Origin of the sequence: Bradyrhizobium zhanjiangense, assembly GCF_004114935.1 — a bacterium.
Lineage (GTDB): Bacteria > Pseudomonadota > Alphaproteobacteria > Rhizobiales > Xanthobacteraceae > Bradyrhizobium > Bradyrhizobium zhanjiangense.
Map to the genome: position 1 here is coordinate 6555274 of NZ_CP022221.1, position 11940 is coordinate 6567213.

Consider the following 11940-nt stretch of genomic DNA (forward strand, 5'->3'; position numbering starts at 1 on the left):
TGGGCACGGCGCAAGAGCGCCTTTGCCCACCCTCCGAAAATCTTTATTTCCGCTTCCGCTGCTGCTGTCCGAGGCCCATCTGCTTCGCCAGCTGCGAGCGCGCCACCGCGTAGTTCGGCGCGACCATGGGATAGTCGGCCGGCAAGCCCCATTTCTCGCGATATTGCTCCGGCGTCATGTTGTACTGGGTGCGCAGATGGCGCTTCAGCGACTTGAAGCGCTTGCCGTCTTCCAGGCACACCAGATAATCCGGCGCGATCGACTTCTTCAGCGAGACCGCTGGCTTGGCCGGCTCGAGCGGCGCGGTCTCGGTACGACCCGACGAGACCCGCAGGAGCGCGCCATGCACCTGGCTGATCAGGTTCGGAATCTCCGCCGACGGCGTCGGATTGTTGCTGAGATAGGCCGACACGATACTCGCCGTCAGCTCGATGAAATTCTTGTTCCCTGCATCCGACATGCGCCCCCCTTTCTCCGCCATCCTTCTCACGGGATTGACGACGCCAGAGTATTCCCTGTCAACAATACGTTCGGCGGAACCACGACGACTGTCGAGGAAGAGCTGATTACTGGCGAACGGCGGCGCTTTACTTTCTGCGCGGCGGCGCTCAGCCCCGCTGGTCGAGATGTGCGCGGAGCTCGTCGATCGAGGCAAAGCGCATCATGCCCTCCGGCATCTGTGCTTCGATCGAACCGTCGGAATAGAGCGAATAGGCCATGCCATCGACGACGCCGGACTTGAGCACGGTGACGGGCGCCTGCTCGGCCGCAGCCGCCGGCTCAGGTGCGCGCGGCGGCTCAGGTGCAGGCGGCGGCGTGGGAGCGGCTTCCGCAAAGGTCGAGGGCGAGTGCGGCGGCGGCCGGCGCGAGGTGACCGGCGGCTCCGGCGGGCGCATGCGTTCCGGTTTCGGCCAGGCGTCCTCGAAACTGGCAGGCGGAACGTTCGCGGCGGCGGGTGCTGCTGGTTCCTCATGAGGCGGCGGTGGGCCCTCGGTGGCCTTCGCCTCCGCGCGCTCACGCTCCTTGCGCGAGGTCGAGGCGAATAGCAGGTTGCGGCGGCGCGGCGCTTCCGGAGCCGCAGGAGGCGTTGGAGCTTCCGGCGCCTCGACGCGCGGACGCTCGCGCGCGGCGGCATCGCTCTGCCACGGCGGAGGAGCCGCGGCTGGTGGTGGCGGCGGTGGCACCGGTTCGATCTTCGCAGGCTGGGCGAGCGCCGGCTCGGGCGCAGGCGCCCCGGGCATCGCCAGCCCCGGCAGCACGGGCCTGACCCGAACCTCTGATGCGGCTGTTCCGGCGACCAGCCGGCGGGCGATGCCCTTCAGCTCGAGCAGCAGGAGATGCAGGCCGACCAGTAGCATTCCGGTGCAGACGCCGATGGTTCCGGAGATTATGAGGGTGCTGCCGACACTGAATTCCCTGACTGTGTAGCCAAATAGGATCGCAAGGAGGCCCGCCAGAACGGCGAAAATCCCCACGATCAACAATGCCAAGGTCATCGAACTCACCCCCGGCCGCGCATCCACACGCGACACTCGCCACGCCACGATACCGTCATACGGCGTTCCACGCCAACGGCCAATTGTGGGCACTGTTCCTAAAGGGAAAGAAATCAGGGACTTATTCACATTCCCTTCAGCTGCGGCTCGCTACTGCTACAGTGCTCCAAGTTTCTGGTTTTGCTGCGTCGCATCAGGAATTTAGCCATAATGCCCAATTACTTGGTAATGGAACTGCGCTATAGGGATTCCGGGGAGCAGGCCCGCGCGCACCAGCAGGGCCGAGAGGGGATTCCGGGTCACCAATAGCCATGACATCCATCACGACTTCGGCGATCGACACGCCTCTGCGGCGCTCGGTCGAACGGACTTGCGACGATCTCGCCATGCTGGTGCTGGCTGCGGTCGCCGTCATTGCAGGCTTGACCTTCCGCGACTACGGGCTCGGCTGGGACGATTACACCCACGCTGAATATGCCGATCTGTTGCTGCGCATGTTCGGTTCCGGCTTCAGGGACACGGCGGCGCTCTCCTTCGCCAATCTCTACATGTATGGCGGCGGCTTCGACATGGTCGCCGCTCTCCTGCACAAGACCATTCCGCTCGAACTGTTCGAGACGCGACGTCTGGTCGGCGCCATCGTCGGTGTGATCGGGCTTGCGGTGACGTGGCGGCTCGGCCGCCGCATCGGCGGCCCCCTTGCCGGTCTTGCGGCACTCTTGCTGCTCGCGCTCTGCCCGATCTTCTACGGCCACATGTTCATGAACCCGAAGGATGCGCCCTTCGCGGTGGCCATGATCATCCTGATGCTGGGCCTCGTCCGCCTCGCGGAGGAATATCCGCAGCCTTCGCCACGCACGGTTCTGATCGTCGGCTTGGGTGCCGGACTTTCGCTGGGCTGCCGCGTTCTCGGCGGTCTCGCACTGGTCTACGCCGTGCTCGGCTTCCTGCCGCTGTTCCTGGAGGAGCTGCGCAGCGAGGGCCCGCGCGAGTCGATCCGCCGCTTCGCCCATGTCGTCTACGTGCTGCTGCCCGGCCTCGTGCTCGGCTACCTCGTGATGGGGCTGATCTGGCCGTGGTCGATCATGCAGCCCGGCAACCCCTTTGAGGCGCTGACCTACTTCTCGCACTTCTTCGAGAAGCCCTGGAAGGAGATGTTCGACGGCGCGATCGTGTCCGTGCCCGACATGCCCTGGTCCTATCTGCCGACGCTGTTCGCGCTGCAGCTGCCCGAGGTGATGCTGGTGCTGATGGCTGGCGCCGTGATCGGCACCTTCGTACTGCTGCCGCGCCGCGAGGTTCCCGCGCGCCGTAAGACGATCCTCTTGATGCTGACGCTGGCCGCGACCCTGCCGCTCGCGATCGCAATGGTGAAGCGGCCGGCGCTCTACAATGGGATCCGCCATTTCGTCTTCGTGATCCCGCCGATGGCGGTGCTCGGCGGCGTCGCGTTTGCCTGGGCCATGGAGCGCCTGCGCGCCAATCACCGCACCTGGCAGCCGGTCGTGCTCGCCACCTTCTGCTTCGGCCTCGCGCTGTCGCTCGCCGAGATGATCCGGCTGCATCCCTATCAATACACCCACTTCAACCACATCGCCGGCACCGTGCGCGGCGCCGACGACCGCTTCATGCTGGACTATTGGGGCCTGGCGCTGAAGCAGGCTTCCGATGAATTGCGCGAGCAGTTGATCGAGCGCCAGGAAGTGCCGCCCGTCAATCGCAAATGGAAGGTCGCGGTGTGCGGTCCGCAGCGTCCGGCCCAGGTCGCGCTCGGACCCGACTTCACCATCGGCTGGGATTCCAATGCGGCCGATTTCGCGATGACGCTGGGCGAGTTCTACTGCAAGGGCCTCACCGCGCCCGTCATGGTCGAGATCAAGCGCGACGACGTGGTGTTCGCCCGCGTCTACGATATCCGCGGCCGCAGCATTTCCAGCCTGCTGTCGATCCCGGCGCCGTAATAATTTTCTTTCGACCGTAGCCCGGATGGAGCGCAAGCGAAATCCGGGATCAGGCGTCCCGCATTGCGCTTCCGCCTTCGCTCTTCGAGCTACGGCGGAAGCTCCATGCAGGCTGCGCGCGACAGCCACGCTCCTTGCGCCTTGCCGTCAACCCGGCCCAAGACTACGCTCCCTCCCCGCAACAACGATGTTCGGAGAGATCAGCCATGTCGCCAGCGGAAGCGCGCCTGAAGGAAGTGCCGTCGAACATGACGGAGGCCGAGTGGCAACAACGGGTCAATCTCGCCGCCTGCTATCGCCTGGTCGCGCTGTACGGCTGGGACGATCTGGTCGACACCCACATCTCCGCGCGCGTGCCCGGCCCCGACCATCACTTCCTCATCAATCCCTACGGACTGATGTTCGACGAGATCACGGCGTCGAGCCTCGTCAAGGTCGATTTGCACGGCAATCAGCTCTCCGAGAGCGAATACAGCATCAACCCGGCCGGCTTCACCATCCATTCGGCGATCCACGAGGTGCGCGAGGACGCGATCTGCGTGCTGCATCTCCACACGCTCGACGGCACCGCTGTGTCGAGCAGCGCGGAAGGCCTGTTGCCGCTGAACCAGACCGCCCAGCTCGTTACCCACGACCTTGCCTATCACGACTATGAAGGCATCGCGCTCGACCACGACGAGCGGCCGCGGCTTCAGAAGGACCTCGGCGACCACAACCACATGCTCCTGCGCAACCATGGCACGCTGACGGTCGGCCGCTCGGTCGCCTCCGCCTTCGAGCGCATGTATCACCTCGAGCGCGCCTGCTCGATGCAGGTGCGCACGCGCGCGCTGGGCACGCCGGTCTATCCGGTCGACCACGTCGCGATCGACAAGAACACCGAGCTGCTGTCAAACCGCGACCGCGCCGAGCTGCGCGCCACCAACCTCGTGTGGCCGCCGCTGCTGCGCAAGCTCGACCGCGAGCTTCCCGGCTACCGCTCTTGAGATTCTCGAGGTTTGGTGTAGGGTAGCGATCAACGAACCTCTACGCCTTTTGGAATGAAACGCCGCCCAATTCCGGGCGGCGTTTTTATTTGGGGCGGCGTTCGCAATCACAATCACCGTCACCCTGAGGTGCTCGCCTCTTCGGCGAGCCTCGAAGGGCGACGGCCCGGCTGCATCGGGGCCGTGCATCCTTCGAGGCTCACCGTGAAGCGCGTTGCGCTCCACGGCTCGCACCTCAGGATAACGGAAGGCGCTCTCGTAGGGTGGGCAAAGGCGCATAGCGCCGTGCCCACCATCTCACAGCTCGCCTCGGAAGTGGTGGGCGCCCACCCTACGACACCGCCTTTATTTCACCTCGGCCAACGCGGCGAGGATGCGGGCCCAGGAGCGGATGCCCTTCTGGAAGCTGCGGAGGTCGTACTTCTCGTTCGGCGAATGGATGTTGTCATCATCGAGGCCGAAGCCGACCAGCAGCGAGTCGAGGCCAAGCGTGCGCTTGAAATCGGCGACGATGGGGATCGAGGCGCCCGAGCCCATCAGCACGGTCTCCTTGCCCCATTCCTCGGTCAGCGCCTTGCTGGCGGCGGCAAGCGGCTTCATGTTCCAGTCGAGCGCGACCGCAGGCGCGGCGGAATGGTCACCGAACTCGACCTTGCAGTCGCCGGGAATGCGCGCCGTCACATAGTCGCGGAAAGCCTTGCGGATCTTTGCGGGATCCTGCCCCTCGACCAGACGGAACGAGACCTTGGCAGACGCCTGCGACGGGATAACCGTCTTGGAGCCCTCGCCGATATAGCCGCCCCAGATGCCGTTGACGTCGCAGGTCGGACGCGAAGAGGCCTGCTCGATCAGCAGCCGGCCCTTCTCGCCCGCCGGGATCGACAGGCCGATCGGCTTCAAAAACATCTCCGGCGTGAGATTGAGCTTCTTCCACTGCTCGAGGATATCGGGCGGCAGGTCCTTCACGCCGTCATAGAAGCCGGGGATCGTGATGCGGTTGTCGTCATCGAACAGGCCGCCGAGAATTTTCGTCAGCACCCGGATCGGGTTCATCGCGCTGCCGCCGAACACGCCGGAATGCAGATCGCGATTGGCGGCGGTGATCTTCAGCTCCTCATAGAGCAGGCCGCGCAACGACGTCGTGATCGCCGGCGTGTTGCGGTCCCACATGCCGGTGTCGCAGACCAGCACGTAGTCGGCTTTGAACTCGTTCTTGTTGGCCTCGATGAAGGGCACGAAATTCTTCGAGCCAACCTCCTCCTCGCCTTCGATCAGGAAGGTGATGTCGATCGGCAGCGAGCCCGTCACCCTTTTCCAGGCGCGGCAGGCCTCGACGAAGGTCATGACCTGGCCCTTGTCGTCCTCGGCACCGCGCGCGACGATGATCTTGCGGCCGTCGGCATGGTCGGTGACGACAGGCTCGAACGGCGGACGGTGCCAGAGATCGAGCGGATCGACCGGCTGCACGTCGTAATGGCCGTAGAACAGCACGTGCGGCCGTCCGCCTGCCCCGGTCTTGCCGACGATGGCGGGATGGCCCGCGGTCGGCCTCACTTCAGTGGCGACACCGAGGCTCGCGATGTCCTTGGCGAGGTGCTCGGCCGCCGCCTTGCAATCGGCGGCGAAGGCCGGATCCGCGGAGATCGACTTGATCCGCAACAACGAGAACAGGCGCTCCAGGCTGTTGTCGAAATCCTTGTCGATGTGGTCGAGCACGGATTGAAGCTGCGCATTGGCCATGGTCGTGATCCTGACTTTCGAGTCTCAAGAAATCGGGGCTCAAGGTGTCTGCGCTTTTAGCGCCGGCGCGGCCTCGGGGCCAGCCGCAACCGGCGGGTGCCGGATGTGCCATGCGAGGCTGCCGGCAAGGATGGCGGTCGCAACGAGATTATTGCCCCAGGCCTGGATGATATTGGGAAACCACTGCAGCGACAGCAGCATGAGGATGCCGGCCGCGCCCAAAGCGAGCCAGGTTCCAAGCCGCACATTCGCCCGTGCGTCGAAGGCAGCCCGATGCATCAGCACCGTCATCGGGAAGAACAACCACATGAAATAGTATTGTCGCGCCAGAGGCGAGGCAATCGTCATCAGGCAGAACAGGATGCCGAGCTCCTCGGCATCGGAGCGCGCCGTGCGCTGCGCTTGCCGAGGCATGATCGCGATGAAGCCGAGCCCGAGCAATGCCGATAGCGCGAGCACGATCCAGTTCGCCGTGCGGTAGTCGACGTCGATGACGTTCATCGTACGCGGCGGCTTGTTGGGATCTTCCAGATTGTAATTGATCGGCCGGACCAGGCGATGCGTGACGGCAATGAGGGACTGGTTGACCCACGACCAGTTCTGCTCGCCGCGCTGACCAAAGCCTTTTTCCGAGCTGCTCCCGACCATGGCCTGGTACCAGGTCGCAAGTTCGGCCGCGTTGCGCTCGAAGCCGCGGATCGGCGCCGGCACGACGTAAAGAAGAATGCCGATGAAGGCGACGGTCGCGACCACGGCCGCCCACTTCCGCCGCCAGATCAGATAGGGCAGCACCGCGATCGGAAACACCTTGATGGCCGTCGCGAGCGCGAACATGAAGCCGGCAAGCCAGGGGCGCTGATGCCGCAAGCTCCAGAAGCCGTAGAGCATCATCGCGAGCAGGACGAGGTTCGGCTGGCCGAGGTCGAACATGTCGAACACGAAGGTGACGGTGACGAAGGCGGGCAGCGCTTCCAGCCACGGACCGGCCCTGCGGTCCGATCCGGCCATCACCTGGGAGAACGTCCCGGTGCACCACCATGCCACCGCATTCAGGATCGACAGCACGACATAGAGCGGGATCTTGCCGAACCAGCTCGGGATCGCCAGCAGGACCGCCGGCAGCGGTGGATAGATGAACTCGAAATAGTCGCTGATGTCACCGGGATAGAGCGGCCGCCCCTGCAAGACCTGCTGCCCGGCCCAGAACCACAGCCCATAATCCTTGGTCTTGCCGTGGCCGAAGATCTCGGGAATGAGCACGTCGGCAGTCAGGAGGAGACAGCAGAACAGGAAAAGCAGGTCCAGCGGCGCACGCAACGACAGGCGTCTCGGCGCTGCGGGTTTGGCTAACGGGGCGGTGGAGATCACGGTGGGGTCCAGTCGGCGGCGGACTACCACGTAGCAGACGGACGGATGTTTGGAGAGTCCCTCACCGGAATTTGTGCCGGCGGTGATGGCCTCCCCGATGGCCGCTAGACCTTCCGCAGCGTCACGGCCGGACCTGCTGCCTACCGCCGCAGCAATCCGCCGAGCGCGCCGCGAACCAGGGTCCGGCCGATCGAGCCGCCGAGCTGGCCGGCGACCGACTTGCCGATATTTGCGGCCATCCCCCCGATCACCTGGTTAGTCACCGATCGCGTCACGTCGCGCGCAATGACCTGGCCGGTCGACAGCCGGCCACGCTTGACGTTGGTGCCGAAGATGGTGCCGACGATCGAGCCGATCTGGCCGAGGACGCCGCCACCGCTTCCGCCTGCCGAACCGTCGGCCGTTGCCGCCGTGCCGGCGAGGCGCTTCTGAAGGATCTCATAGGCGGACTCGGAATCGACGGCGGTGTCGTATTTGCCCATGACCGGGCTCGCCGCCATGATCGCCTTGCGCTCCTCCGGCGTGATCGGTCCGATCCGGGCCGATGGCGGCCGGATCATCACCCGCTCCACCATCGAAGGGGTGCCGTTGCCTTCGAGGAAGGATACCAGCGCCTCGCCCTTGCCGAGCTCCGTGATCACCTTGGCGGTGTCGAGCTTCGGGTTGGGCCGGAAGGTCTGGGCTGCGGCGGTGACCGCCTTCTGGTCGCGCGGGGTGAAGGCGCGCAGCGCATGCTGGACCCGGTTGCCCAGTTGCCCGAGCACGCGGTCGGGCACGTCGACCGGGTTCTGCGTCACGAAGTAGACGCCAACGCCCTTGGAGCGGATCAGACGCACCACCTGCTCGATCTTGTCCATCAGCGCTTTGGGCGCGTCGTTGAACAACAGATGCGCCTCGTCGAAGAAGAACACGAGCTTCGGCTTAGGCAGGTCGCCGGCCTCGGGCAGCTCCTCGAACAGCTCCGACAGCATCCACAACAGGAATGTCGCATAAAGTCGCGGGCTCTGAAGCAGCTTGTCGGCGACCAGGATGTTGACCATGCCGCGGCCGTCGCGGTCGGTCTTCATGAAGTCCTTCAGCGTCAGCGCCGGCTCGCCGAAGAATTTGGTGCCGCCCTGGTTCTCCAGCACCAGGAGCTGGCGCTGGATGGTGCCGACGGTCGCCTTGGTGACATTGCCGAAGCCCTGGGCGGCTTTGCGGATGACGGCGAACGGATCCTCCTCCGCGTCCGCTGCCTTCTTCCCGCTATCGGGCACGATGGCGTCGAGCAGCGCGCGAAGGTCCTTCATGTCGATCAAGGCAAGACCGTTGTCGTCGGCGACGCGGAAGGCGACGTTGAGCACGCCTTCCTGCACGTCGTTCAGATCGAGCATGCGCGCGAGCAGAAGCGGCCCCATTTCCGTGACGGTCGCCCGCACCGGGTGGCCCTGCTCGCCGAACACGTCCCAGAACACCGTCGAGAACTGGTCGGGCTGGAAGGTCAGCCCCATCTCGGTGGCGCGCTTGACGATGAAATCTTTGGCTTCGCCGACCTCGGAGATGCCGGAGAGGTCGCCCTTGATGTCTGCGGCGAAGACCGGAACACCGGCGCGCGCAAATCCTTCCGCCATCACTTGCAGCGACACCGTCTTGCCGGTTCCGGTTGCACCGGTGACGAGGCCGTGGCGATTGGCGAGCGCCAGCGTCAGCCAGGCCTGCTCGTCTCCCTTGCCGACGAAAATCTTGGCGTCGGTGTCACCGAGCTTGCTGTCCTGTGCGGTCATAATTCTCACTGATCTCTGCAGGTTTCGCGTATCGAAACCCGAATGCATTAGTTCCGTAGTTTAACGCATGTTGTGCGTCGATTAAAACCATTCAACGCGTCCCAAACATGCGACATTGGCGGAAATATCAGCCGAAAGTCGGAATGGAGCGTTCGCACCGCGGTATTTTTTTGCTGATTCCATCTCCGCTCTTGCACCGCTGCAACACTGTTTACGCGTTCGAAGATGAATCGCGGCGAGGCGTGCGTTCATCGCTTGAATTTCACATCGCACCGGCTCAAGATCGTTTTCGAAAGCAATACTCCGGCATGTGAACCGGCTGAGGGGCAGGCCATATGGACGAGCTGATCGGACGGCTGGCGACAAACGCCAGCATAGATAGTGCTGTCGCGGAAAAGACCGTCGGCATTATCCTGGGCTTCCTCCGCAGCGAGGGTCCTTCCGACAGCGTTCAGGCCCTGATTGATCAAATCCCCGGAGCAGAAGCCGCGATCGAGGCGTGCAAGAGCGGCGGCGGACTGTCGCGGCTGATGGGCGGCGGCCTGATGGCCGTCGGCTCGCGCCTGATGGGCCTTGGACTGGGCATGTCGGAGATTCAAAACGTCGCCCGTGAACTTTTCCGCTTCGGCCGAGACAAAATCGGAGCGGATCAGATGGGCAAGATCATCGCGGGGACGCCGGGCCTCAGCCAGTTCGCCTGAAGCCACGCATTTCATATTCGAGTATCATGACATATCCGATCTCCGAGATTGACGGCCTGTCGGCCTTCGCCGCCAACAAATTGAAGGCGCAAGGAATCCGCACCACCGACGCACTGCTCGAGGCTGCCTCCACCGTGAAGGGCCGCAAGGCGCTGTCTGCCAAGACCGGCATCAGCGAGCAGCTGCTGCTGGAATGGGCCAACGTCTCGGACTACATGCGCATCCCCGGCATGGGCCGGGCCAAGGTCGGCCTCGTCCGCGCCGCCGGCGTCACCACGGTGCGCGAGCTCGCCTATCGGAATCCGGCGAGGCTCGCCCAGAGCATGCGGGACGCCAACGAGAAGAAGAAGCTCCTCCGCATCCTGCCTTCCGAGAAGTCGGTCGGCGACATCATCGCCAAAGCGAAGAAGCTGCCGCCGAAGATTACGTATTGAGCGAGGACGAAGCTGGAGAGATAGGGTACCACTGCTCCCAGATCGTCATTGCGAGCGTAGCGAAGCAATCCAGAATCTTTCCGCGGTGATAGTCTGGATTGCTTCGCCAAGCCTGTCATCGGGCCGCGCTTCGCGCGGACCCGTTGGCTCGCAATGACGGAGTGCGGGCAAGAACCTCCTCCCTCTCGTGCCCCTGAGCGCGTCGGAACGGCCGGATGCCCCCTTCCGCCTTGACTCCCCCTCCACGACCGCTAAAGCCACCCGCATGAGTGCCTCGCCCTCTCCATCCGTCCCGCCGGCCGGCTCGGCCGGGGCCGACGTGCTGCGGACGCTGCTGGAACGGCCGCTTCCGGCTGTGATGGGGGTGCTCAACGTCACCCCGGATTCCTTCTCCGATGGCGGCGAGTTCATCGCGCCCGAGCAGGCCTTCGCGCGAGCCCGGGCGATGATCGCCGATGGCGTCGACATCATCGATATCGGCGCCGAGTCCACCCGACCCTACAAGGGCGCCCAGCCGGTCACGGCGGAATACGAGCTTGCCCGGCTGAAGCCGGTGCTGGCTGGTGTCGTGGCGCTTGGGGTGCCCGTCTCGATCGACAGCATGAAGGCGGAGGTGGTGGCCTTCGCACTCGACCAGGGCGCGGCCATCGTCAACGATGTCTGGGGTCTGCAACGCGACGCCGGCATGGCACCGCTGGTCGCTGCGAAAGGCGTTCCGGTCATCGTCATGCACAACCGCGACAATGCCGACCCCACCATCGACATCGTCACGGACATGAAGACCTTCTTCCTGCGCTCGCTGGATATTGCGGCCAAGGCCGGCATCGCGCGGGAAAAAATCGTGCTCGATCCCGGAATCGGTTTCGGCAAGACGGCCGAGCAGAGCATGATCGCGCTGGCGCGGCTGCGTGAACTCGACATGTTCGGCCTGCCGATCCTGGTCGGCGCCTCGCGCAAGCGCTTCATCGCTTCGGTGTCGCCGTCGGAGCCGAAAGAGCGGCTCGCCGGCTCGATCGCCGCGCACCTCATCGCCGCGCAGCGCGGCGCAAAGATCATCCGGACCCATGACGTCGCCGAAACCTTGCAGGCCCTGCGGGTGGCGCACGCAATCGAGAGCAAGCCATGACCGATACGATCTTCGTGACCGGCCTGTCGATCCATGCCCGCCACGGCGTCATGGATCACGAAACCGAAGTCGGCCAGCGCTTCGTCATCGATCTCGAACTCTATACCGACCTGTCGGAGCCTTCGCGCAGCGACCGGCTCGCCGACACCGTCTCGTACGCCGAGGTCGTGGCGACCACCACGGCGGCGTTCAAGAACACCAACTACAAGCTCTTGGAGCGCGCGGCCGGCGCGGTCGCCGATGCCATCCTGTCGCATTTCCCGCGCATCCGCGCCGTGAAGATCACCGTGCACAAGCCGCATGCGCCGATCGCCGCGATCTTCGATGACGTCGGCATCATGCTGACGCGCTCGCGGCATCCATAA

At 64.5% G+C, this 11940-nt stretch carries 11 protein-coding genes; 6 read left to right on the forward strand and 5 right to left on the reverse strand.

Annotation, left to right across the window (positions count from 1 at the left end; translation table 11 throughout):
* Positions 1 to 43 precede the first annotated feature (43 nt).
* Both XH85_RS31505 and XH85_RS31510 read right to left on the reverse strand, forming a co-directional pair.
* Positions 44 to 460, reverse strand: a complete 417-nt coding sequence (locus XH85_RS31505) for a Ros/MucR family transcriptional regulator (RefSeq protein WP_091890880.1) — start codon at positions 458 to 460, stop codon at positions 44 to 46.
* A gap of 148 nt (positions 461 to 608) precedes the next feature.
* Entirely contained in the window at positions 609 to 1496 is an 888-nt protein-coding gene (locus XH85_RS31510; RefSeq protein WP_164939983.1) for a DUF308 domain-containing protein, read from the reverse strand.
* Positions 1497 to 1807: 311 nt separating this feature from the next.
* Between XH85_RS31510 and XH85_RS31515 the strand changes: the two genes are divergently transcribed.
* Complete coding sequence (locus XH85_RS31515) at positions 1808 to 3457, forward strand: glycosyltransferase family 39 protein (protein WP_128934960.1); 1650 nt, start codon at positions 1808 to 1810, stop codon at positions 3455 to 3457.
* Between the two features lie 206 nt (positions 3458 to 3663).
* Positions 3664 to 4443 (forward strand): class II aldolase/adducin family protein, encoded by a 780-nt coding sequence (locus XH85_RS31520; RefSeq protein WP_128934961.1) that lies wholly within the window; start codon positions 3664 to 3666, stop codon positions 4441 to 4443.
* 345 nt (positions 4444 to 4788) lie between these two features.
* On the opposite strand, the gene XH85_RS31530 is transcribed toward XH85_RS31520, so the two are convergent.
* The 3 genes from XH85_RS31530 to XH85_RS31540 all read right to left on the reverse strand — a co-directional run bounded on the left by XH85_RS31530 (position 4789) and on the right by XH85_RS31540 (position 9314).
* Positions 4789 to 6183 carry a M20/M25/M40 family metallo-hydrolase gene (locus tag XH85_RS31530; RefSeq protein WP_128934962.1) on the reverse strand — a complete coding sequence of 465 codons (1395 nt, stop codon included), beginning with the start codon at positions 6181 to 6183 and terminating at the stop codon, positions 4789 to 4791.
* A gap of 39 nt (positions 6184 to 6222) precedes the next feature.
* Positions 6223 to 7551, reverse strand: a complete 1329-nt coding sequence (locus tag XH85_RS31535; protein WP_164940865.1) for a glycosyltransferase family 87 protein — start codon at positions 7549 to 7551, stop codon at positions 6223 to 6225.
* A gap of 140 nt (positions 7552 to 7691) precedes the next feature.
* Positions 7692 to 9314, reverse strand: coding sequence for a helicase HerA-like domain-containing protein (locus XH85_RS31540; RefSeq protein WP_128934963.1), 1623 nt, complete (start codon positions 9312 to 9314; stop codon positions 7692 to 7694).
* 335 nt (positions 9315 to 9649) lie between these two features.
* Here XH85_RS31540 and XH85_RS31545 point away from each other — a divergent pair, with 335 nt between their 5' ends.
* The 4 genes from XH85_RS31545 to folB all read left to right on the forward strand — a co-directional run bounded on the left by XH85_RS31545 (position 9650) and on the right by folB (position 11940).
* Positions 9650 to 10015, forward strand: a complete 366-nt coding sequence (locus tag XH85_RS31545; RefSeq protein WP_091890866.1) for a hypothetical protein — start codon at positions 9650 to 9652, stop codon at positions 10013 to 10015.
* Positions 10016 to 10041: 26 nt separating this feature from the next.
* The gene (locus XH85_RS31550) at positions 10042 to 10449 is read left to right on the forward strand and encodes a DUF4332 domain-containing protein (protein ID WP_128934964.1); all 408 of its coding nucleotides are present in this window, start codon (positions 10042 to 10044) and stop codon (positions 10447 to 10449) included.
* A 265-nt stretch (positions 10450 to 10714) separates the two neighbouring features.
* Complete coding sequence (gene folP, locus XH85_RS31555) at positions 10715 to 11575, forward strand: dihydropteroate synthase (protein WP_128934965.1); 861 nt, start codon at positions 10715 to 10717, stop codon at positions 11573 to 11575.
* On the forward strand, positions 11572 to 11940 hold the full coding sequence (gene folB / locus XH85_RS31560) for a dihydroneopterin aldolase (RefSeq protein ID WP_008553485.1): 369 nt from the start codon (positions 11572 to 11574) through the stop codon (positions 11938 to 11940). Before folP ends, folB begins: the two co-directional genes overlap by 4 nt.